Origin of the sequence: Kibdelosporangium banguiense (assembly GCF_017876405.1) — a bacterium.
GTDB classification, from domain to species: domain Bacteria; phylum Actinomycetota; class Actinomycetes; order Mycobacteriales; family Pseudonocardiaceae; genus Kibdelosporangium; species Kibdelosporangium banguiense.
Window position 1 is genome coordinate 12,113,336 of record NZ_JAGINW010000001.1, and the last position, 23,098, is coordinate 12,136,433.

The following is a 23,098-nucleotide window of genomic DNA, read 5'->3' on the forward strand; positions in this document are numbered from 1 at the left end:
GTAGCGAGCCATGACCACAGCGCACCACCGGCAGGACAGCGGCCACCTGTGGCCGATCGGAAATAGTGGACGACCGGTGGTGCGCGGTGGCGGCAGTCCCGAGACGATCCGGGCGCTGACCCGCGCAGTGGACAGCCGGATCATCCCGGAGACCTACGTCAACGACGGTGCGCCGGTCGTGGTGGAAGCCGTATCCGGAACAGGGGACGTGACAGCAGGGGACAAGGACGCGCCGTTGCCACTGAAGATCTCGACACTGCGCCCGCCGCTGCTGGCCAGCCTACTGGCCGAACACGCCGAAGTGGTCCGCACCCGGGTGGACGAGAAAGGCGAGACACGCGATGAGGAGTTTCTGCCGTCTGGCAGCGTCCTGGCCGCAGTGCTGGCTCGGCAGTCCTGGCCCAACCTGCCCACCCTGCTCCGGATCATCTCCACGCCCGTCCTGCGCCCGGACGGCACGCTGCTACAGCAGCCCGGCTACGACCCGGGCACAGGGTTCATCCTGTCCGGCAACAACCACCTGGACCCTGTCCCGGAACGCCCGACCACCCGGCAAGTCGACGAGGCGTGCGGATTCCTGCTCAACTCGTTCCTGGCCGACTTCCCCTGGCGATCGGACGCCGACCGGGCCAACTACATCGCGTTGCTGATCACGCCGATCATCCGGCCGTTCATCCGTACCCTGGTCCCGTTCGGCATCATCGACGCCTCGATGCCCGGTAGCGGCAAAACCATCCTCACCAGCTGTGTCGGGCTGATGGTCGGCCAGCGCGTACTGACCTGGACCGACAGTGAAGACGAACTGCGCAAGACCATCACCGCCGTGCTGGCCGACCAGGTCGGCGCCGTCGTGTTCGACAACCTCGAAGAAGGCACCGTCATCAACTCCGCCACCCTGGCCCGGCTGATGACCGACCACACCTGGACCGACCGCCGGCTGGGCACCAACTCCGCCGCCACCTACCCCAACGACCGCGTCTGGCTGGCCACCGGCAACAACCTCCGCACCGGCGGCGACATCGCCTCCCGCTCGGTGTGGTCACGCCTGGACCCCGACTGTCCCCGGCCGGAAGCCCGTACCGGGTTCACCATCCCCAACCTGGACACCTGGATCCTGGACCCGGCCAACCGCGCCATCGTGCTGCGGAACGTGCTCATCCTGATCCTGGACTGGACCGCGCACGGCGCGCCGCTCGCCCACAACGTGCCGGAAATGCGGCAGTTCACCAAATGGGCCAAACAACTTGGTGGGTTCCTGCAACACCACGGCATCCCCGGGTTCCTGGCCAACGCCGACAGCAACCGCGGCCTGGACGACGACGCCGCCGAAGCCCGCGCGTTCCTCATGCGCTGGCACACCCTGCACGGCGACACCCAGTTGTCCGCTAACGACGTCCGCCGAAGCGCCGAACCCGACGGCCACCGCGACGACCCGTGGAACGGCCTGTTCCCCACCACCAACAGCGGCAAGCTGTTGAGCGTGAAGTCGCTCGGCCGACGGCTGACCGGCCAAACCGACCGCTGGCGCGGTGACATCGTGCTGCGCAGCGCCCCGGATACCCACCTCGGAGCCAACGTCTACTGGGTCGAACGACAAGCCCAGCCTCAGTGATCACGTCACGCGCGGGCGCTGGCCTACCGGGGGACGGGTGGCGTAAGGCACGCCAGGCCAGGGCTGGCACAGGTCGGCGAACGACACGGTCTCGACCTCATCGACGTCGGTGACGGGCTCGAACACCACCACATCGGCATCCCAGTCCATCCGCATCTGATCTGGGCCGTGGGTGTAGATCACCCGATCGTTCGGCAAGGCAACGTAGCCACGAATACGCACAAGACGGTCGTAATTAGTCAGCGCGATACACGCCTCTGCTGGCATCGACTCAATGACCAAACTTTGGTCACACAGCCACCGGATGTCCATGCCGCCATCCCCCGCGGCCAACGTATCGCTGTCCCAGCACAACTCAAGGTCGTCCTCAAGCCGCCCCCGGTACCGACGGACAAGACCGTCGTAAGTCTCCAATGCCCCGCGTGTGGTCTCCAGCATGAACCCAATTCTAGCTACAAGATCAACAAAGCGGTCCGGAACGACAACCTGAGCTATTCGAGTATCGCGCGGGTTTCACGATCGGGTGATCCTGCGACGGCGAGGCGCCGGCAGTACCGCCGACCCTCCTACCCGTGGCGGGGCAGGGGGGCGTGGCGTAGCCAGCCGCCAGTCCATGCATCTGTCGGTCAGTGTGAAAGAGGGGAAAACATTATGCTGGACAAGAAAGATCTCGCACGTGGCCTGACTGCTCAGAACTTACACATCTTCCCTCTGCGGCCCCGGAACAAAACCACCCTGGCCAACTGCGACCGGTGTCATCCCCAGACCGCGCCCTGTCGTAGTCCCGACCAGACATGCCCATGTTGGCCGACCGACCCCTGTCACGGGTTCCGGGCCGCTACGAACGACCCGACCGTCACCGACCAGTGGTGGTGGCGATGGCCAAACGCGAACATCGGGATTTCCCCGTGGCCGTCCGGATATCTGGTGATCGACCTGGACACCAAAGCCGCTCACATTCCCCCGACCCTGCTCCCGCCGTCCATGGGTCTCGGACCCCTCACGGCCACCAGCGGTGTAGACCTGTTCGCCCAGGTCATGCGCCAGCGAAGCGGGGTCAACCGGCTCGACACCCGCATCACCCGCACTCCCAGCGGCGGACTGCACGTCTGGTTCACCGCACCACCAGACACGGTCATCCGGTCCTCGCGCGGCACTGTGCACCCCGATGGACACGTCACCGGACTGGGGTGGCAGATCGACATACGCGCCCACGGGGGCTACGTACTCGCGCCTGGCTCCGTCACCCCACACGGCACGTACCGGATCGTCCGAGACCAGCCGCCGATGCCATTGCCGGACTGGTTGATCTGGTGGCTACACCTCACCACCCCCACCGCAGACTGCAATCGCGGCCAACCCTGGCCACCCTGCCCCGCCACGGGTAGGAGGGTCGGCGGTACTGCTGGCGCCTCACCATCGCGGGCCCAGCGGATCGCACGCGCCGCCTTGATCAACGAATGCCGACACATCACCGGACTGCAAGACGGCCGCAAAGCCGCCCTGAACAAAGCCGCTTACAAACTCGGCGGCTACGTCGCCGCCGGCTACCTCACCATCCAAGACGTACGACACGCCCTTACCCAAGCAGGCCGAGCCGCTGACGCCACCAGGATCACCGCCAGCATCGAACCCGGCCTCGCCGCAGGCATGACCAAACCGCGATACCTGCACGAAGTCCCTCGAAATCAAACCCGCAAACCCGCAAACCCGCGAAACGATGTCTGACCTGGTGTAACTCATGCGGGTTTACGTTGTGGACAGTCCAGTAAAACCCGCAAACCCGCGGGTTTGCGGGTTTGAACCCGCAACCTCCCAGACAAACCCGCAAGGTATTTACCCAGGTCAGAGCCTACTTTGCGGGTTTGCGGATCAAAACCGCCCCTAACTCCTCCTCCGGTTACAGCCATGGTCAGGACGGCTGTAACCGGAGGAGGTGCAGGGGGCCGTGACACCTCGCCACCACCGTCCCAGCGCGACCAAGACGCCAGCTTCCTACGTGCACCTTCGCTGGCGTGCCTTATGCACCGATCAGAACGGAGACCTCGGGATGAGCACGCCCGACAAGATCCCGCCGTTGCCAGCACTCATCTCAGTGGAGGAGGCAGCCAAGATTCTGGGCCTTAAGCGAGCTTCCGCCTATCGGTACGCCGCAGCCGGGGAACTGCCGGTCAAGAGGTTCGGACGCCGTGTCTATGTTGTCCGCGCGAAACTGGCCGACATGCTGCCGCCGGACGGCGAGGCGGCTGCATGAGTCGACAGAAGAAGAACAGTCGGCGAGGCGATCCGGGCAGCGTCTTCCAGCGCGGCAACAAGTGGGCTTACAAGTTCTATGGCGATCCAGACCCATTGACTGGCAAGAACAAGCCCATCACGAGGAGCGGGTTTGAGACCGAGGACGACGCCTGGGAGGCGATGCGTGAAGCGCGGTCGGCAATCCCGGCAGGAAAGCATGTTCAGCCAGCGCGCAGGACGGTCACCCAGTTCTTCGAAGAGTGGTTTCGATACGTGCGCACGTCGACTGAAGCGACGACGGCAGCGAACTATGAGGCCCACGCGCGAGCTTACGTCTTGCCCTGGATCGGTCAACGTCAGCTGCAGGACATCAAACCTCCTGTAGTGGCAGCTCTCTACCAGCAGCTGCTCTCAAGTGGACGGAGGAAACGGGACACGAACTGGGAGATGTATCAGATCTGGAAGACCCACCAAGAGGTATCGGCGACGGAGCTTGCTGAAAAGGTCGGCATCACCTATGCGGGCGCACGCAAGGCGATCCGCCGCTACGAGGTAGGGCGAGTACCACAGGCGGCAGCCCTGGCCGGCATCGCGCCGAAAACAGTCAAGACTGTGCACATCATGCTGGGGTCTGCCTTCACTACCGCGATGGTGTGGCGGTACCTCGGCGCTAACCCCACTGTGGGAGTGAAGCCGCCAACAGTGCTCAAAAAGCCGCATCGGACGTGGACGCCGGCCCAGATGACCCGCTTCCTGGAAATCGCACGAGGTGACCGGTTCTACGCGTTGTGGGTACTGGTGGCGACGACTGGGATGCGCCGCTCCGAGCTGTGCGGGTTGAGGGTGGACGCCCTCGATTTGACCGCTGCCTCGCTGCGCATGGCGTCGACACGCGTAGTCGCTGGCGGCTCGGTTGAGGACGGCGACGGCAAGACCATCGGCAGCCGTCGACTTCTGTCGCTGGACAAGTTCACAGTCGCTGTCCTCCGTGAACACCTTGCCCACCTCGACTCCAACAGGAAGGAGTGGGGCCAGGCTTATCAGGATCACGGCCTGGTGTTCTGCTGGGAGGATGGACGGCCGATCTATCCCGACACCATCACGGAGATGTTCAACAGCTTGGTTGACCGCGCTGGTGTGCCACTGATCAAACTGCACGATGTGCGGCACACCTATGCGACGGTCGCCCTACGGTCCGGCGTGCATCCGAAGATCGTGAGTTCGCGGCTTGGCCACTCCACAGTCGCGTTCACGCTCGATCTGTATACGGCGGACATCCCCGGCCTTGACCGGCAGGCAGCGGAAGACATCAGTGGTCTATTTCTGCCGCCCGATCCGAAGGAAGTCGGCGGCTGATCCAGAGGCCGTGATAGCTACCACTTCAGCTACGTCACGGCCGACGTACTGCAGGCTAAGGTGCCCATAACGAGCGTCAGGGCCGCAACCCTGCAGGTTGCGGCCCTGACGAGACTGTGGGCGATACTGGGATCGAACCAGTGACCTCTCCGGTGTGAACGGAGCGCTCTCCCGCTGAGCTAATCACCCTCTGTGCCAACGAGATGAAAGAGTACAGGATCACGCCGAGCGGTTTCGAGCACCCCCCTTCTTCGCCTTGACCTGGGAATGTTCCAGTCGAGGGGCCTGACGGGGACGAACCTCACGCGGAAGATTCACGCATTGGCGCTACCAAGTTCAGGCCGAACCCAGCAGTATGTACCCGTAGGTCCACCAGGCGACTACAGAGCGGAGTCGAACGATCGCGACCTGTCGAACTAGGCCGCCCATACGGGTGAAGATCGACCGAAATGCGATCAACAGGCACTGCTGTGGCGTCACAGGACTGGGACTCAGTCGTTCAATGACTGGGAAGGGAGAAGAAGGGTAGCGACGATGCGCAACGATCACGTGACGCTCCGCTCAACAGCGGTCTTCGACCTGCTTGCGCCACGCACGCCGGCCGTGCCGGTGAAGGTCGAGCTGCGCTATGACACCCGCGACCCGTACGCGGTCGTCGCGGCGTTCCGCACCGGCCGCGCAGGCTGGGTGGAGTGGGTCTTCGCGCGCGACCTGCTGGCCGACGGCCTCATCGCCGAAGCGGGTGACGGTGACGTGCGAATCCGGCCCGCCGCCGACGATCCCGAAGTCGTGGTCATCGAGCTGAGCTCCCCCTCAGGCCATGCCGTCTTCGAGGCGTCCGCCCAGGAGCTCGCCGACTTCCTGGACCGGACATACGACGTGGTCGTGCCCGGCAACGAGCACACCTGGGTCAACGTCGACGAGGCCCTCACGCACTTGATCTCCAACGACCTGACCTGAGCAAACACTCGTAAACCACCCCCCTGTTCATCCCCCTTCGGGCGTCGGATAAAGTTCTCCTCGCACCACCGAGACGGGATGAAAATCCCGCGAAGCTGGGGCAACAGGCGGACGTAGCGCAGCTGGTAGCGCATCACCTTGCCAAGGTGAGGGTCGCGGGTTCGAGTCCCGTCGTCCGCTCGGCGTCGGCCCCTCGGGTCGGACTCCAGTTTTCGTCAGAGAACTGGCGCAGTGGCCGAGTGGCTTAGGCAAGGGCCTGCAAAGCCCTGTACGCGGGTTCGATTCCCGCCTGCGCCTCGGGCGATTAGCTCAGTGGGAGAGCGCTACCTTGACACGGTAGAGGTCACTGGTTCAATCCCAGTATCGCCCACCAGCACATCTGTGCAGGTGACAAGCCCTTTTCCTCCTCGCGAGGAAGAGGGCTTTTGTTCGTTTCGGTGATCAAATGGCGATGAGATGGCGACGGCCGCCCGTCATACCGTCCCTGCGCTTGCCGCAAATGTCATCCGTGCTGGTCAAGCGGCGTGGTGGTACTCATTGAGGACCCGAGTTGGGCCAATTTAGTGCGTAGCGGCTTGGGTCTTGATCGCTTCGAGGATCTGGTGGACGTCGTGGGGTAACGGGTCGGCTGCCGTGATGAGGTGGTCGCCGGCTTGGATCTGGATGGTGCGGTAGCGGCGGACGGTCTTGACGAACCTCCCGACCAGCCGGTGGTGTCCTCGATCCAGCGGGAGACGGCCAGGGCGGCGAACACGATCGTCAGGTGTGCCTCGATCGAGTCTTTGGTGCGGTGGAAGATCGGTCGGGCGGCCAGGTCGGATTTGGCCATCCGGAAGCTCTTCTCGATCTGGAACAATTGGTGATAGGCCGCGATGGCCTTCTCAGGTGTGGGGTCGGCGATGTTGGTGACGTAGCCCTTGATCCCGGCCAGCGCGCGGGCTTTGGCCTCCAGGTCGCGGTTGACGGTCTTGGTGGCGTCGGTGAGCTTGACGAACCGGTTACGTTTGACCGCGGTCTTACCGGCCACGGCTTGCTCGGCTTTGCGGACCTGCTCGTCGATGCCCTTGAGCGTCCTGCGGGCCCGGTCGTGCTTGTACTGGTAGTACCGCATCTGGTCTTTGCGGTTGTCTTTCGGTCCGGCCGGCCACGGCTGGATGAACACCTGCCCGTCGGTGATCTCGGTGTCCGGGTGAGCCGTGCGCCAGTCCGCGACGACGTAGGGAACGTCGGGGATGCGCATGCCGAGGATGAACGACAGGCCAGCGGCCTCGATGTCCTTCATGTTGTTCTCGGAGATCATCCCCGCGTCAGCGACGATGACCACATCGGACAGACGGTGGGCGGCCATGAACGCCTTGATCGTGGGCAGCATCGTGGTGGTCTCGGCCTTGTTGCCCTCGAACGCATTGACCATCAACGGGAACCCGGCCGCGTTGGTCAGCAGCCCGATGGTGATCTGGGGTTCCAGGCGGCGTTCCTTGGAGAACCCGGACTCGCGGAACCCGTCACCAGTATCGGTTTCGAAGTACAAAGTTGTCACGTCGTAGAGCAGCAAGCTCGCCGGTCCCAGGCCGACATGATGAGCGCACAGGGATGCCAGCCGCTCCCGCCACGCCTCGGTCGCGTATGCGGGCAGGCGCCGCTTCAGGGTTCGATAGGACACCGGCGCGATGCCGGCCTCCTCCAGGACCCGCAGCGAGTCCAGCTTGCTGGTCGGCTCGATGATCCGCGCCAGCACCAACTGCCGGAATACCTCGTCCCCCTCGGCCGCGTCGGTGAACCCGAGCCGGTCGTACGCCGCTACCAGGGCGTCCCACAGGTGCCCCATCCGCGAGGCCGTGATCGGCAACGGGCCGCCCGCCTCCGGCGGCGCGTCCAGCCCCAGGTCGAACTCGCCCTGACCGGCCGCGAGCCGCTGACGAGCCACGGTCTTGAGCAACTCCAACTCGACCTCGTCGTGGGCCGACCCGATGTGCTCGATGTCCCGTGAGCCTTTGCGCGAGGAGTGCACGATCTGCACCGCACGCGCCCCTGAGGCGGTCTTCACGGTCCGGACGTACGCCACCGAGCCACCTTAGGGCCCAGAATTAGTGCACAGATTCCGCACACCCCCACCATGAACCGGCAGGTCAGCGAAGCGCACTACCGCACAGGCCAGAATCGTGGCCCAAGTCAGGTCATACCGTCCCTGCGCTTGCCGCAAATGTCATCCGTGCTGGTCAAGCGGCGTGGTGGTACTCATTGAGGATGCCGCCGAGTCGTGTGCGTCGGCGGATGTCGAGACGGGTGATCTGGCCGTAGATGCGCCGATAGCCCCCGTTCGGATTCTCCTTCGCAAGGCGCAGAACCAGGATTCGGATGGATCGGATGGTGCGGGGCCAGCCGGGGCGGTTCGGTCGGGACACCCTGGCGTGGCGTCGGCGAAGCAGGTCTCGGTGCCAGCCGCAAGATGGTGTCCGGTCGTACAAGCAGGCGGAGCTTGTGCAAGGTCTGGCGTGGTAGCCGGTAGAGAAGCGCGGCGAGAACGCCCTGTCAGTCTGGCTGAACCGTACCCTCGTGCTGCCGAGTTGCTGTTGCAGCAGTGCAATCTGATGGCGCAACACCAAGTGATCATGCCCTGCCGCTAGCGCCGGCCCGACATCAGGATCGACACCCTGGTGCTGCTCGCCGACCTCACCGACGCAGGAGCCTGCCAAGGGCCGCGAGCACTGGCCGAATGCGAACGCCACGACCTGCCCGCGTTCCGGACTACCGCCGCCAATCTCGCCACCGCACTCGGCATTCGAGGATGACGCCAGTGCGTATGTCTGTTTTGGACAGACGCAGCGCTACTTCTCGATCGGCGCGGAGATGGCGCACCGGCAGCCGGTACGGGTGTCGTCGTCCGGTTCGAGCGTACGGGTCAGCTCGGTGACGATCTGCCGAAAACGGGCCGCATGCCCGCGTCGCGAATCGTGCCAGTTGTCCACGAGCATCTCCTGGTCGATCAAACCGGCGCCAAGCGTGATCACACCGGCGACACTGGCAAAACACAACCCCGCCTCGCGAGCCATCACGGCATCGGTCGTACCGGTGTGGCCAATGATATCGGCGCCCAGCAGAGCGAACATCCGTATCTCCGCGCGTGTTTCGAGGCGCGGGCCCGCCACGCCCACGTAACAGGCGTTCGGAACGATATCGATGTCGACGTTCGCGGCCGCCCTTCCCAGCTGCTCGCGCAGCACCGGGCAGTAGGGCTCGGTCATGTCGGCGAAACCGAAGTTGTCGTCGTCGAAGTAGGTGAACTGCCGGTCCTTGGTGAATTCGATGAACTGGTCGACGAGCAGCATGGTGTCCTTGGGGATCGCGAGCCGGAGCGAGGCGACCATCGCCGTGGTCAGCACCTTCCGCACGCCCGCCCTGACCAGGGCCTCCATATTGCCCCGATAGTCGATCGCATGCGGTGCCAACGGCCGGCCCGAATGGTTGCGGGGCAGCACGATCAGCTCATGCCCGTTCAGCCTGCCCAGCGTCGCGGGCACGGTCTTGTCTCCAGTGGGGAGCTCGACACGCTCCGCCTCGTCGAGCCACTCGCTCGCGTCGACGTCCTGGCTGCCGATGATGGCCAACTGCGGCATTCGGCCTCTCCATTCTTGGTCATGCGCGCATGAGAATCAGCGCCGATCACTTGTCGGACGCATGCTGCTGAGAAATTGCACTATTTCGATGATGGTGGCGCAAATAGAATTCACTAGCCGACCACTGCCGCCGACGGAAATGCGGGCAGGTAGGTATCGCCGTGATCAGTCAATGTGTGAGGCCCCAGGTGGCAAACCGCTCTCGCTGCTATACGAGAATTGCTTGCGTTGCCGACGTTACACGCGAGTCAACTACGCGTCAAGGATGCGGTACGGTCGATTGAGGACATACCCAGGCTGGTTCGAGCCACATATTCGATGGAGACCCCGATGTCCTACCGCGCCCTTGTGCAAGTGGTCAGTCCAGCCTTCTTTCCGCTGGGTCTGCTCGCCAGACTGCCGTACGCGTGCTCGCCACTGGCCGCACTGATCATGGTGCAGGGGGCGACCGGCAGTTTCACTTTCGCGGGTGCCGCCGGTGCGGCCCAGTTCATCGCGATTGCCGCCGGTGGCCCGATCGTGGGCGCACTGGCCGACCGTTGCGGACACCGCCTGATCGGGGTGGTCACCTCGATCGCCAACATCCTCGCGCTAGTCGGCCTCATGGCAGCCACGCAGGCGGGCAGGACCGCCATGCTGGGGGCAGCGGTGCTGGCAGGCCTCACTCAGCCACAAGTCGGGCCGCTGGTGCGAGTACATTGGTCACATCTGTTGCACAGCCGTGGAAAGCCTGATCTCTTACCGACCGCGCTGTCGTACGAATCCGCCGCCGACGAGACGGGCTTCGTGCTCGGACCGGCCATCGTCGGGCTGCTCACGCCGATCACCACCCCGCTAGGGCCGATCGTGCCGATGCTGGCGACGATCGCGTTGCTGGCAGGCGCCACCCTGCCGTTCTCGCTCCTGCACTCCAGTCCGCGCGGGCCGCGCCAGGCTGACACCACTGGAAAGCACACGCGGTTGCCGCGGTTGCCGCTCGCCGCGATGGTTCTCGCGATGGCCGCGATGGGCGCGATATTCGGCGCACTGCAGACCGGCGTCGCCGCGTACTCCGAAAGCACCGGGCAGCCGGCAGCCACTGGACTGATCTACGCCGAGTTCGGCATCGGCAGCGCGCTGGCAGGTGCCGCGTGTGCCTGGCTGCCCGCACGGTTCACGCTTCGCCGGCGGTACCTGGTGTTCTCCGGATCGTTGCTGCTCGGCACACTCACCCTGTTCGCCGGCGGAACATTGTTCTCGCTGCCTGTTTCGGTCGCGGTGGCGAGCCTGACCGTGGCGCCGTACATGATCTGCCTGTACGCCCTGACCGAACGCATCGCGCCACCGGCCAAGGCAGCGGTCGCCATGACGATTCTCTGCGCCGGCGGCCCGCTTGGCACGGCCGCCGGCCGGGCCGCCGCAGGATGGCTGGCGGATCGGCACGGCAGCGCGGGCGCGTTCGCCGTCGCACCGATCGTCGCGGCTCTGGCGCTGATTCTGGCTGTGGCACTGGTTTTCCTGGACCGGCGCCGTGGCGGCTGGCTGGGGATGGAGCGGGACTTGGTAGCCGGCTACACCACTTGATGCCCGATTGTGTTCCGTTCACAGGGAATACGTTTCAGACATGGCACGTCGGCCTACGGCGAGATCTTCGCCCTGGGTGCCAGTGCGACTCACCGTTTCGGGCGCGGCCGCCGGTCCTGCATGGTTCGAACTCGACGGACTTCAGCCTCTCCTGAAATGGTGACATTTCTTCGGCCAAGACTTGGGAAAGTGCTCTCTGTTCGCTATCGTCGACAAGGGTCCGTCACTGGGGTTGTATCGAAGCTGGTTGCGAGTCAAGGGGGATTTCGCATGCTCTTCAAAAGATCAGACGTAAGCGTCAGGGAACGAACCAGGGCGCGCCCAACCGAACCACGGTGAAGTTCAACGGTGCGACCGCCGTTCACGGCAGTCGCACCGGAAACCACCGATTCAGGTCTCGGCCAAGAACGATGTAGGCGGTCGCCGAATATCGGCAGACGCCAACCAATCCGTCCAGGCCGCTTAACCCCGTTCGCACATTGCCGGGGCATCCAAAATGAGGCTTTCGCGCGCGCTACTGCCGACCGCCATTACCACATGATCGGGGGAACATTCGGGCGATATCCGGCACCACGGTGGACAAACTCATAAACGATCTTGATCGGAGTATGGAAGATGACTATCGCGGAGTGGCTTGAAGAGAACGTCATCCAGGACAAGCGAGCTCTGGCCTGGTACGGCGAGCCGGAATGCGAGGACCGCATCGTTCGCGCCTACAAGGAGCTGCTGAGCGGGTACGAGATCGACGCCAGCACGATCCTCAAGACCACGGTCGACGTGCCGGGCGAGCACAACGGCGTCGTTCGGGTGCACGACATCAACTACTTCTCGATCTGCGCGCACCATTTCCTGCCGTTCTTCGGCAAGGTGCACATCGACTATGTGCCAGGCGACCGCATTCTCGGCCTTGGGAAGTTCCCCCGGCTCGTCACCGCCTACAGCAGGCGATTCCAGATCCAAGAGCACCTGGTGAAGGAGATCGCGGAAGAGATCGTCGTGTCCGGTGGCGCGCGCGCCGTCCGGGTGACGTCGACCGGCAGGCACATGTGCATGTGCAGCCGCGGACCGTCCGACCACACCGTGATCACCGATACGACCTATGTGATGGGTGACGAGACGCTACTGGACAGGTTCGCTGCCACAAGCTGACCAAAACCCGGATCGAGAGAGTGGCGATGGCGCCGTTGCGCCATCGCCCCGGGTCTTCTGTTGTGCCGGCACGACAAGCCGAGGAGTGAGGTATGAGTTCCACAGGCCCCGTCATCACCGCTGTGCATCAGGTCCTGCCCGTGCTCAAAGACCACGCGGCGAAGACCGAACAAGACCGCATGATCGCGCCGGAGGTCGTCGACGCGCTGACCGCGACCGGCGTGTTCGGCATGCCGATACCCGTGCGTTTCGGCGGACTCCAGTCGCCATTGGACGAACAGGTCCACGCGCTCACCGAGATCGCCTCCGGGTGTGGCTCCGCGGCCTGGTGCACAGCCATCTACTTCACCGGCGCATGGGCGGTGAGCTTGTTCCCCGACGAGGCGGCGTCGGAGGTTTTCGACGACCCCACGACACGCACCAGCATCGTGTCCAGCCCCACCGGCACGCTGACCGACGACGGCGACCACTACACGCTCGCCGGAACATGGCGGTTCAACTCCGGTATCCGGCATGCCGACTGGGATGTGCTCGGCGCGCAACTGGGCGAACGGCACGTCCTGGTCCTCGTACCGCGCCATGACCTGACGGTGCACGACGACTGGCACACCAGCGGCCTGCAAGGCACCGGCAGCAACAGCGTGACCGCCACGGCGTTGCGCGTGCCACGACACCGGGTCCTCCCCTACCCGGACACGAGCTGGGCACGGCTGGCGACCCACCCGAGCAACGATGAGGACTTCTACCACTACGAGCTGTACCCGTTGTTGTCCGCACTCAACGCCGGCCCGGCCATCGGGCTCGCGCTGGCAGCGGAGAATTTCTTCAGCCAGCACGTCAACGGACGCGGAATCACCTTCACCCGCTACGGCTCGCAACGGGACGCGTCGATCACACATCGGCAACTGAGCGAAGTTCGCATGAAGATTATCGCGGCCATCGCCCTGTCCGACCGCCTCGCGACCGGGGTGCACGAGCACGCGATGCGACGCAAGGCACACAGCATCACCGAACGCGCCGAAGCCCGGGCTCTCGCCGCCTACAGCACAATGCTCGCGCGCGAGGCCGTGGACCTCGTCCAGTCGGCCTCGGGCGCATCATCGATTCGCCGCGATGTGCCGGTACAGCGCCTGACCCGGGACGCCCTGGCGATGAGCCTTCACGCCGCGCTCAACGTGGATTCAGCGCTGGAGCTGCACGGCCGGGTTCTGCTCGATCTGCCCGCCGAGACAGCATTCCTGTAGGAAAGACGTCAGCGATGGTACGGCTGGATTCTGACCGCATAGCGCCCCGGATCTCCTGCATCGAATGTGACAGCGAACAGGTTCGCCCGGTCGGCGGCGGGCGCTACGAATGTCAGGCATGCCGGGCAACACGGCCCCGAGCGGTGATCATCGACCCTGCCCTGCGCTGGTGGATCGCCGCTGATGGGGAGTACTGGCACGAGACCGCGGGAATTTTCGTCCGTAACCCAGGTGGCGAGTACCTGCTGTTCCGCAGAACGAAGTTCCCGTTCGGGCTCACCGTGCCCGCAGGACACATCGAGGTCGACGAGACACCGGCCGCGGCCGCAGAGCGAGAACTAAGTGAGGAGACCGGCCTCAGCGGGCGCGCCCTCGACGGGCTCGGCGACGTCGACTTGGTCGGCGACTCGTGCCGTCGAGGGGCCGACATACACCGCTGGCATGTGTTCATCACCGAGGTTGACGAGCACACGGACGTCGCCATCAATGACGAGGGTACCGAGCCCGTGTGGCTGACGCCGTCCTCGCTGGCCGGTGTTGAGTTGACTCCGGCGGTGACAATGCTGGTCGAGCGCTACCGACGGCACCTTGGCTGAGGGCCGATGTGTTGTGCGGGCCGGGTTGTTCTGCTTGTGTCTTGCCATGGGTCGCGTGATCGTCGTCTTGACTGTGCCCGGGCTCCTGGTGCCTTCCAGTGCCCGCGTCGCAGGGCCGCGAGCTGGGCGGGGTGGCTAGTGGGGCGGGCAGGCTGGTGACCCCGACCCAGGTGTGGGGTTCCTTTTCCCGGTCGAGCGTTCGGTGCGCTCGCGAGTGATCCGGAAAACCTGTGCCGTGCCAGGAAAATCCGTACCTGTGCAACTACTGCTGGGGCTGCCAAAGGCTTGGCAGCCCCAGCCCGATGACTCATCAGCCGGGTGCGGTTATGGGTTGATCTCGACCGCGGCTCTGTCCAGGGCACGAACTGCCGCGGTCAACTGGCGCGCTCGAGAAGCGCCGACGCGTAGCTGCTCACGCAGCGTATCCGCAGAGAAAGGGCGGCTCTGGGCTGCCCGCTGATCGTCGCGCTCTTTCACATTCCCGGTCCCGGCCTGTGGTGCGGTAAGCACGGTCTCGATGTCGATGGAAGCGAGGACCGCGTCGGAAGCGGTACCGAACTTCGCATCGCGGTCACAGATCAGGTCTGCGTTCCAGCTGCGCATCCATGTCCTATATGGAGGATGCACTCCGAAGCAGTGGACAGGGCATCATCCCGCTGCCCGGGAGCCACTGGGGTCACGCCAAAAAGGGCCGATCATACCGACCCACGCCAGGACATGTCCTCTATGGACGGCTGCTCCTGCCAGGCTTGGTTCGGATTCCGCCGTGACGTTCCGTGCCATCTGCCCTGAAAGATCTGCTAGTAGCAGAACTGCCACATTTGGCGGCGGAATCACGAATCGAGTTGACGCCATCCCAGGTAACTGGCTAATCCTTGAGTAGCAACAACTTTTCTTTCCGCACCGAACTTTCGTCGGGACCTAATCGGACAGTCGCGACTCGCGGCCGATTCTAGGAGAAAGATGGAGCTTGACGCGCCACCAGGTCCGTTGATGTCCGTGTTGTCCCTTCGCCGCTGGCTGTCGCCTTATCGGGGGTCGCTGGCTGTCGTGCTCGTGCTCGAACTGGGTGCGCGGGCGGCAGCGTTGATCCAGCCGTTGGCCGCACGCCAGGTAGTCGACGGCGTGACGGAACACAGCAGCCTGACCGGGCCGATCGCAATGCTCGGCGGGGTCGCGCTGCTCGGGCTGTGCTTCAACTATTTCGGCTTTTACCAGCGGGGCAAGCTCAGCGAACGGTTCGTGCGCGGTCTGCGCGAGGCGATGGCACGGCGGATCGTGGGCGCGCCGGTATCCGCTGTCGAGGCGAGCCCCACCGGTGATGTGCTGTCTCGTGTCGGCGGGGACACCACTCTGGTTCAGCAAACCACTGTCAAGGCTCTCGTCGACCTGATCGTCGTACCGCTCACGGTGGTCGCCGGCATCGTTCTTGTGCTGTCGATCGATCTGTTCCTCGGCGCGTTGGTGCTTGTGTTGCTGGCCGTCATCGCGTTCGCCGAAGCGCGTGTGTTCCGCAAGGTCGCAGTGGATACCGAGCACGCGCAGGAACATGTGGGCGCGATGGTCGGTGTCGTGCAAAGGATTCTGTTCGCGTTCCGTACGGTCAAGGCGGCGCGGACCGAGCGGGCAGAGATCGAGTCGTTCGACCGGCACGCCGAATCCGCGTACCGGGCCAATGTCCGGGCCGCGCGGACCAGTGCGTTGGCCGACACTGTTGCGTACGCGGCCGTCGACTTCACGTTCCTGATGATCCTCGCGATCGGTGTACTGCGGGTCAGCACCGGCGCGGTGGGGGTCGGCGACCTGGTGGCGATCCTGCTGTACGTCGTCTACATCCAGGAGCCTGTCGAAGCGTTGACCAGCTCGGCGAGCCGGCTGTCGGAAGGGCTGGCGGCACTGCGCCGGATCACCGGGCTGCTGTCGATGCCCCAGGAATCCGAGACACTACGCCCCCTCGCCGCGCCCGCGGGCACGCCTTCCGCCGAGACCCGCTCGGTCAAAGTGGACCGTGTGTCGTTCGACTACGGCGAGCGGAAAGTACTGCGCGGAGTGTCGATCGAGGCGCGTCCGGGAGTGACGGTGCTCGTCGGCCCGTCCGGTGCGGGCAAGACGACGCTGCTGAGCCTTCTCGAGCGGTTCGCCGAACCGGACAGAGGCCGCATCCTGCTCGACGGCGTGGACATCCGCGAACTGGACCTGTCCGACCTGCGCAGGCGAATTTCCTATGTGCAGCAAGAAGCTCCACTGCTCGGCGCCACGATCCACGAGGCGGCGACCTACGGCGCCGACGGCGTGGACGAGCACAGGCTCGGCCGGATCCTGGAAGCGGTCGGGCTGGCCGACTGGATCGCGACGCTGCCGGACGGGCTGGCCACCGAGGTCGGTGAGCGAGGTCTGCGGATCTCCGGCGGTCAGCGGCAACGGCTCGCCGTGGCCAGGGCGCTGGCCCGGGACAGTGAAGTCCTGCTGCTGGACGAGGCGACGTCCCAGCTTGACCCGATCAACGAACGGCACCTGGTGCGGTCTTTGACACGAGAGTCCCGTGACCGCGTCATCATCGCGGTCACCCACCGGATGCCGCTCGCCCACGAAGCAGACCAGGTGGTCATGCTGCGGGCCGGTCTCGTGCACGCCCGCGGCAGGCACGACGAACTACTCGCCGATCCCGACTACCGCGAACTGGCCGCGTCCACCACAACGGCCAACCACAGCGGACATCCGAGGTGATCCGAATGCACATCCGGTATACGTCGCGCCGGCTGTCCCTAATGGACTGTATTGCGCGGGAAATGCCCACGCTCGTCGAGGAGATCCGATGACAGCCGTACTGGCTGGGCCGTCGAGCACCGCGGAACTGTCCCGCGGAGAGGTCGAGTCGGCCGTCGCCGGCATAGTGGCGGCATTGCGTCAGTACGGGGTCCGGCCGAGCGATCGAGTCACTGTGCTGGGTGACAACTCCGTGGAATATGTTCTCGTCCTGCTGGCCCTGGTGCACCTCGGCACGTCGATCGTGCTCACCGACCACCGCCAGACCCCAAGCGAAATCCAACGCACCACCGCGCTTGCCCGAGTCCAGTGGATGATCACCGACTCGGACGACACCACCGTGGCCGGCCCTCGGCGGCTGTCGTTCGACGAGATCGTCGCAGGCGGGACTCGGCTGGCACCCGGTGCCGGGAGGTTGTCGATGGCCGCGTGGTCCGCCAAGGCGGACGGACTGATCACCTGGTCGTCCGGTTCCACCGGGCCGTCCAAGGGGGTCGTCCGCTCCGGCGGGTCCTTTCTGGACAACATTGCGCGGACACAACAGCGGATGGCATACAAGACCGATGACGTGCTGATGCCGTTGCTGCCGTTCTCCCATCAGTACGGGCTGTCGCTGGTGTTGTCATGGTGGCAGTCGGGATGTCGCCTGCTCGTCGCACCGTACCGGCGGATCGACCACGCCGTGGAACTCGCCGCGAGGTTCGGCGCGACCGTCGTCGACGCCACGCCGATGACTTATCGGACCGTGCTCAACCTGTTGAAACAACGCCCACAACTGTTGCCGGAGCTGCGCGGGGTGCGGATGTGGTGTGTCGGCGGCAGTCCGCTGGATCGCGGTCTCGCTGACCGCTTCCATGCGGTGACCGGCCGCCCGCTGCTCGACGGGTACGGCAGCACCGAGACAGGCAACATCGCGCTGGCGACCGCGGCCGACCCGGCTGGTTGTGGACTCCCACTGGACGGCGTGCGGATCATGGTCCGTAACGAGGACGGCGCAGACGCGATGCCCGGCGAGGTGGGCCACATCCTGGTGGATTCGCCTGACGTGACGCATGGCTATCTCGCCGCCGACGGCACGGTCACACCGCTGGCGCAAGGTCCATATCGGACTGACGACATCGGCTACCAGGACGCCGCCGGTCACCTGTTCGTTCTCGGCAGGCGGAATGCCGTGCACCGGATGGGCTATACCCTCTACCCGGAGGCGCTGGCCCGCAAGGCGGCGGAATCCGGCGCGCCGGTCGAAGTGGTGCCGGTGGACGACGCCGACCGGGGCTGCCAGCTCGTGTTCGTCGTCGCCGACCCGGATGGCAGGGACAGTGGCTACTGGCGCGCCAGGTTCCAAGCCACCATGCCCGCGTACGAACTTCCCAACCGGGTTGTCGTTGTGCCGGAATTCCCGGTGAACAACAACGGAAAGCCGGACTCGACGCGCATCCGCGAGCTGGTTTCCGCGCGGGTCGAGGTACAGCCCTCGGTACCGTTCCCGGATCGGGCCGAGGCACTGCACGCGGTCGCTCAGTTCATCCGGGCCAATCCGGATCCGGTGCTGGAAATCCTATGCGAGGTCTCGCCGTACCAGACGGCCAGCACCGAACTCGCCGGCGCGCTCGCAACCTTGGCGGGTGCCCTCGACGAGGTCGCCGCGCACCGGCCGGAGCGGGTGTCGCGGTTGGCGGTGTTCATGTCATCGAACGTGTTGTGCTATTCGTATGTGCTGTATCTGCTGGTCCCCCTGCTCTACACCGAGCGGGTGGTGTTCCGCCCGTCGGCGAAGGTCGCCGAGACGACCCGGCGGCTGCACGAACTACTGGCCCCCGTCCACGGCCTGCCGATCGAAATCAGCCGGCTCTCCCAGCGCAAGTTCGTCGAGGGACCGGCGGCGGACGCGGACGTGCTCGTCTTCACCGGCTCCTATCCCAACGCCGAGCAGATCCGGTCAACGCTGCGGCCCGGGCAGCTCATGCTGTTCTTCGGTCAAGGGGTCAACCCGTTCATCGTGACTCCCGGCGCGGATGTGGATCTCGCCGTCGAGGACGCCGTCCGGACCAGGATGCTCAACTGCGGTCAGGACTGCTTCGGCCCGGACGTGTTCCTGGTGGCCGCGAGTGTTGCGGAAAGATTTGTCGAGCTGCTCGCCGGACGGCTCGGCGCCCTGAGGTACGGCCCCTACCGCGACCGCGATGCCGACTACGGCCCGCTGTTCTACGACAGCGCGTTACGGGTCGCGACGGAATACCTCCACACGAACCGGGACCACATTGTCCATGGTGGACGCTTGGACTTGCGCGAGCGGCATCTGGAACCGACCGTGCTGGTGCGCCCCTGTGACGTGCGGATCGAACTCGACGAGTTGTTCTCCCCCATCTTCAACGTCGTCGTCTACGCCGATCAGGACGAACTGGGCGCGTTCCTGCGCACGCCCTACCTCAGTGACCGGGCAATGGCGGCCATGGTCTACGGGCCGGATCCGCAGACCATCGAGTTCCTCGCCAAGCGGCACATGATGTGCGTGAACCGGACGCTGCTGGACATCGACAACGGCAACGCACCGTTCGGCGGCTACGGCATCGTCGCCAACTATGTGGCATATGGCAGCACACGGATCGCGGAACCGTTGCTGGTCTCCCATGCCGTCGCCGATCACCTCCGGAAGGCAAAGGAGGCAGCATCGTGACCACGTTCCCCGGCGCCTGGCACGCCGTCGTCGAATACCTGCGGCACACGGGTCTGTCCACAGTGTTCGGACTGCCCGGCGACGACTTGGCCGTGCTGAGGGCGATGCGGGACACGGACATCCGCATGGTGCTGTGCCGGGATCAGCGCAACGCCGTGTTCATGGCCGCGGGATATGCCCTGCAATCCGGTGGACCGTCGGTTTGTGTGGTGGGTAAGGGACCCGCCGCGGCCAACATGATCACCGGGCTGGTCGAAGCACGCAGCGGCTGTGCTCCGGTCGTGGTACTGGCCGGTGGCACTGCGGCCGATCGGCGTGGCAGCGGAGCGTTTCAGGAACTGGACCAGGTTTCGATGGTGACACCGGTGGTGAAGTGGGCGCATCGGGTCGATGATCCCAGCCGGGTCGGCCCGGCACTGGAGAAGGCTTTCCTCGCGGCCACCTCAGGCGTGCCGGGGCCGGTGTACCTGGAGTTGCCGGACCATCTCGCGTCGCTGCCCGTCGAACTCGACCGGCCTTGGTCCCCGCATTCGGCGGTGCTGCGGACGGCGGCCGCCGCACCACTCGCAGGGCAGGCCCGGGCGGCGGTTCTGGCGAGTAGGCAGCCGATTCTGTTGCTGGGCGGTGGAATGCGGCATCGAAACGGCGGCCGCGTGCTGGAACGGTTCGCCGAAACACTGGGCGCGGCCATCTACTGCACGGCTTCCGGCCGGGGGGTCGTGTCCGAGCGGCACGCACTGTTCTGCGGCCTGGCCGGGCTCTACACTCCGCCGGGCACGCAGGACCTGTGGCGGGAAACCGATCTGGTGATCGCGGTCGGCAGCAGGCTGGAGGAAACGGCCACCATGGGCTGGCCGGACCGGATCGGCTCCGGCGTCCCGGTCGTCCAGATCAACGCCGATCCGCTTGAACTGTCCACAGAGTACGGCGGACACCGGGTGGTCGGCGACGGCACCGCGACTCTGGCGGCCTGGGCACAGCAACTCGCCGAACACTCGCCCTCGGAGTCCTGGCAAGCGACCATCGCGCGTTGCCGCGACACCGCCACCGCGACGACGGCGTCCGAACTGGCCCGTATGCGAGCGGAGGACCAGGTGCACGTCGCCGAGGTCCTTGCCGCGATCGACGCGACAACACCGGCTGACAGGGTGCTGGTCCAGGAGAACGGCCTGCAGGACATGTGGTCGTACTTCTCGCCCTACTACGTCTGCGGGGAGCAGGGCGGCAGCGTGGTCCCGTCCGAGCAGACGACGCTGGGCTTCGGCGCCGCCGCCGCGGCAGGCGTCCGGCTCGCCGCGCCCGACCGTCCTGTGGTCGCCTTGGTGGGTGACGGCGCCTTCAACATGTTCCGCTCCGACCTCGGCACCGTGCGACGGTACGCCCCGGGCGTCCTGTATGTCGTTCTCCACAACGGCGGTTACGGCTGGCTGCACGCACAACTCGCCAACCAGGGCCTCGACCCGGCTCGGTTCCCCTTCGCGGCCGATCCACCACCGGACGGACCGCGGGTCACCGCGAAGGGCGATCTCGAACCCGCATTGCGAGAAGCATGGAACGCGTGTGCCCGGGGTGAGGTAGCCACCGTCTTCGTTGATGTCCACCTGACCGACACGCCACCGGGGATTGACGATATCGACGGCGATTTCCCCAACGTGGCAACGGGTTCCACACTGACAGTAGGCGCGACGGCACAGCTGGAGCACATCGACGGGCTGACTGCCGGCGAGTACAAGTCGACCGCCGCGGCTGTCAGCGGAACGTTGACCGCTGCCCTCGCCACGCTGCCCGCGGACACCGCGCCGACGATTCCCTTGCTGGTCATCGCCGACGCGTACAGCAAATGGGCGGCTCGCCGCTTCGCGGCCCACTGTGACAACCCCGATCGCCAGACGCGGCCGTTCGACTCCACCGGACTGGAAACGTCCGAGCTGGTCCGGAAGTTCGCGATCGACAGCGGTTGGCACGGTCGCTGCCACCTGCTCGCCGCACTGAGCACGGAACGGATACTGGCTATGGCGCAACGGTTCGCCGCACGTGGCCCGGTGCTGGTGTGCGAGGTGACGCCCTTGGACGAGACAGCGATGAAAGACCCTGGGTGCACCGTGGTGACGCTGGCGCTGACCTCGCCGTCCCTGCCACGACCACCGGTCACGGCAGGGAAAACCCTGCCAGGAACGCTCTTGGACGTACTGGCCCGCACGGAGATGGGAACATGAGTGACGCAGTGATCACCGGTCTCGGACTCGTCACCGCGTTCGGCCGAGGCGTTGACACGTTCTGGACCGCGTCGTGCGCGGGCCACAGCGCGCTTGCGCCTCCGAAGCGGTTCACCGCCGAGTCGCATGAGGGCGAGGCCGTGGGTGAGGTGCCCGCGGACGTGGTCGCGGGAACACCGCGCAAACAGGCGTATCTCGAAGCCGCTATGGCGGAGGCGCTTGCAGATGCCGGACTACCAGACGTCCCGGCCGACGCGCGACTCGTCCGCACCGGCCAGGCTCCCGGCCACGCCGCCGAGTTCGGTACCGGCTGGACGGAATTCGTCGGACCGTCCATATCGGACGATGTCGTGCTGGTGACGCATGCCTGCGCCTCGGCTTTGTTCGGGATCGGGCTCGCCGTCGACATGATCGCCGCGGCTGTGGCCGACGTCGTGATCGTCGCCGGCGGAACAGCCCTCAACCGGTACGAGTACGCCAGCATGCGAGCAGTCCGGGCGATCAGCGACGAAGTCGCGCGTCCCTTCGACCGCCGCCGGTCGGGCATCACGATCGGTGAGGGCGGCGGAGCGGTCGTGCTGGAGAGCCGCGAACACGCCGCCGCACGGGGCGCGATGGCCGATCTCGTGGTAGCGGGCACCTGTTGCAAGGTCGGTACCGGGAAACCCGCGGCGTCCGATCCGGACCTGATCCGGGACTGCGTCGAGTCCGCCCTCGCCGACGCGGCGACCGACCAACTGGACTATGTACACGCCCACGCCACTGGCACACCTCAGGGCGACAACGCGGAACTGGTTGCCCTGGAAGCCGTCGCCGCCGAACTCGGCCACCAGGATCTACCGGTGGGCTCGCACAAAGGGGCCATCGGGCACCTGCTGCACACATCGGGATTTCCCGCCATCGCCTCGACGGTGATGACCCTGCGCACCAGCGTCGTCCCACCGACCGCCGGACTGACCGATCCCGAACCCACCAAGCGGCTGCGGCTGTCGCCTGGCCGCATATCTGCCACCGGGCGGCTGGTCGCGGCAGCGACCAGCTTCGGGTTCGGCAGCAACAACAGCACGGTCGTGCTGTCCACCGGCAGCTGACATCGATCCGAGGACG

At 65.5% G+C, this 23,098-nt stretch carries 17 protein-coding genes, 4 tRNA genes and 1 pseudogene; 17 read left to right on the forward strand and 5 right to left on the reverse strand.

Going from position 1 to position 23,098, the window contains the following annotated elements; all coding sequences use genetic code 11:
- The first annotated feature begins 10 nt into the window (after nt 1-10).
- On the forward strand, nt 11-1,612 hold the full coding sequence (locus JOF56_RS54210; protein ID WP_209647251.1) for a hypothetical protein: 1,602 nt from the start codon (nt 11-13) through the stop codon (nt 1,610-1,612).
- On the opposite strand, the gene JOF56_RS54215 is transcribed toward JOF56_RS54210, so the two are convergent.
- Complete coding sequence (locus JOF56_RS54215) at nt 1,613-2,050, reverse strand: hypothetical protein (protein WP_209647253.1); 438 nt, start codon at nt 2,048-2,050, stop codon at nt 1,613-1,615.
- A 213-nt stretch (nt 2,051-2,263) separates the two neighbouring features.
- Between JOF56_RS54215 and JOF56_RS54220 the strand changes: the two genes are divergently transcribed.
- The 3 genes from JOF56_RS54220 (at nt 2,264) to JOF56_RS54230 (ending at nt 5,203) form a co-directional block, all read left to right on the forward strand.
- Nucleotides 2,264-3,340, forward strand: coding sequence for a bifunctional DNA primase/polymerase (locus JOF56_RS54220; RefSeq protein ID WP_209647255.1), 1,077 nt, complete (start codon nt 2,264-2,266; stop codon nt 3,338-3,340).
- 322 nt (nt 3,341-3,662) lie between these two features.
- Entirely contained in the window at nt 3,663-3,866 is a 204-nt protein-coding gene (locus tag JOF56_RS54225) for a helix-turn-helix domain-containing protein (RefSeq protein WP_209647257.1), read from the forward strand.
- Nucleotides 3,863-5,203: a site-specific integrase gene (locus tag JOF56_RS54230; RefSeq protein ID WP_209647258.1), complete on the forward strand. Its 1,341-nt coding sequence runs from the start codon at nt 3,863-3,865 to the stop codon at nt 5,201-5,203. Before JOF56_RS54225 ends, JOF56_RS54230 begins: the two co-directional genes overlap by 4 nt.
- 117 nt (nt 5,204-5,320) lie before the next feature.
- Here JOF56_RS54230 and JOF56_RS54235 read toward each other — a convergent pair.
- A tRNA-Val gene (locus JOF56_RS54235) sits at nt 5,321-5,392 on the reverse strand.
- A 345-nt stretch (nt 5,393-5,737) separates the two neighbouring features.
- Here JOF56_RS54235 and JOF56_RS54240 point away from each other — a divergent pair.
- The 4 genes from JOF56_RS54240 (at nt 5,738) to JOF56_RS54255 (ending at nt 6,536) form a co-directional block, all read left to right on the forward strand.
- On the forward strand, nt 5,738-6,163 hold the full coding sequence (locus JOF56_RS54240; RefSeq protein ID WP_209647260.1) for an SsgA family sporulation/cell division regulator: 426 nt from the start codon (nt 5,738-5,740) through the stop codon (nt 6,161-6,163).
- Between the two features lie 107 nt (nt 6,164-6,270).
- A tRNA-Gly gene (locus tag JOF56_RS54245) sits at nt 6,271-6,343 on the forward strand.
- Nucleotides 6,344-6,388: 45 nt separating this feature from the next.
- Nucleotides 6,389-6,460 (forward strand) — tRNA-Cys (locus JOF56_RS54250).
- Nucleotide 6,461: 1 nt separating this feature from the next.
- Nucleotides 6,462-6,536 (forward strand) — tRNA-Val (locus tag JOF56_RS54255).
- 187 nt (nt 6,537-6,723) lie between these two features.
- On the opposite strand, the pseudogene JOF56_RS54260 reads toward JOF56_RS54255, so the two are convergent.
- Nucleotides 6,724-8,228 (reverse strand): annotated as a pseudogene (locus JOF56_RS54260) (IS1634 family transposase).
- A 592-nt stretch (nt 8,229-8,820) separates the two neighbouring features.
- Here JOF56_RS54260 and JOF56_RS59900 point away from each other — a divergent pair.
- Complete coding sequence (locus tag JOF56_RS59900) at nt 8,821-8,955, forward strand: hypothetical protein (protein WP_281065612.1); 135 nt, start codon at nt 8,821-8,823, stop codon at nt 8,953-8,955.
- Nucleotides 8,956-8,991: 36 nt separating this feature from the next.
- Here the strand turns inward: JOF56_RS59900 and JOF56_RS54265 are convergent, their stop codons facing one another.
- A complete protein-coding gene (locus tag JOF56_RS54265; protein ID WP_209647262.1) occupies nt 8,992-9,771 on the reverse strand; it encodes an MTAP family purine nucleoside phosphorylase in 780 nt (259 codons plus the stop codon).
- 339 nt (nt 9,772-10,110) lie between these two features.
- On the opposite strand from JOF56_RS54265, the gene JOF56_RS54270 reads away from it, so the two are divergent.
- The 4 genes from JOF56_RS54270 to JOF56_RS54285 all read left to right on the forward strand — a co-directional run bounded on the left by JOF56_RS54270 (nt 10,111) and on the right by JOF56_RS54285 (nt 14,332).
- A complete protein-coding gene (locus tag JOF56_RS54270) occupies nt 10,111-11,343 on the forward strand; it encodes an MFS transporter (protein WP_209647264.1) in 1,233 nt (410 codons plus the stop codon).
- A 615-nt stretch (nt 11,344-11,958) separates the two neighbouring features.
- Nucleotides 11,959-12,492 carry a GTP cyclohydrolase I gene (gene folE / locus JOF56_RS54275; protein ID WP_209647265.1) on the forward strand — a complete coding sequence of 178 codons (534 nt, stop codon included), beginning with the start codon at nt 11,959-11,961 and terminating at the stop codon, nt 12,490-12,492.
- Between the two features lie 92 nt (nt 12,493-12,584).
- A complete protein-coding gene (locus JOF56_RS54280; protein ID WP_209647267.1) occupies nt 12,585-13,736 on the forward strand; it encodes an acyl-CoA dehydrogenase family protein in 1,152 nt (383 codons plus the stop codon).
- Between the two features lie 143 nt (nt 13,737-13,879).
- Nucleotides 13,880-14,332, forward strand: a complete 453-nt coding sequence (locus JOF56_RS54285) for an NUDIX hydrolase (protein WP_209647269.1) — start codon at nt 13,880-13,882, stop codon at nt 14,330-14,332.
- A 324-nt stretch (nt 14,333-14,656) separates the two neighbouring features.
- Here the strand turns inward: JOF56_RS54285 and JOF56_RS54290 are convergent, their stop codons facing one another.
- Complete coding sequence (locus JOF56_RS54290) at nt 14,657-14,935, reverse strand: hypothetical protein (RefSeq protein ID WP_209647271.1); 279 nt, start codon at nt 14,933-14,935, stop codon at nt 14,657-14,659.
- 360 nt (nt 14,936-15,295) lie between these two features.
- Here JOF56_RS54290 and JOF56_RS54295 point away from each other — a divergent pair, with 360 nt between their 5' ends.
- From JOF56_RS54295 to JOF56_RS54310, 4 genes are all read left to right on the forward strand, one after another.
- Nucleotides 15,296-17,059: an ABC transporter ATP-binding protein gene (locus JOF56_RS54295; protein ID WP_209647273.1), complete on the forward strand. Its 1,764-nt coding sequence runs from the start codon at nt 15,296-15,298 to the stop codon at nt 17,057-17,059.
- Between the two features lie 88 nt (nt 17,060-17,147).
- Nucleotides 17,148-19,775, forward strand: a complete 2,628-nt coding sequence (locus JOF56_RS54300) for an aldehyde dehydrogenase family protein (RefSeq protein WP_209647274.1) — start codon at nt 17,148-17,150, stop codon at nt 19,773-19,775.
- Nucleotides 19,772-21,991 (forward strand): thiamine pyrophosphate-binding protein, encoded by a 2,220-nt coding sequence (locus JOF56_RS60590; protein WP_307855702.1) that lies wholly within the window; start codon nt 19,772-19,774, stop codon nt 21,989-21,991. The genes JOF56_RS54300 and JOF56_RS60590 overlap by 4 nt, the downstream gene beginning before the upstream one ends.
- Nucleotides 21,988-23,082, forward strand: a complete 1,095-nt coding sequence (locus tag JOF56_RS54310) for a beta-ketoacyl synthase N-terminal-like domain-containing protein (RefSeq protein ID WP_209647276.1) — start codon at nt 21,988-21,990, stop codon at nt 23,080-23,082. The genes JOF56_RS60590 and JOF56_RS54310 overlap by 4 nt, the downstream gene beginning before the upstream one ends.
- Nucleotides 23,083-23,098 lie beyond the last annotated feature (16 nt).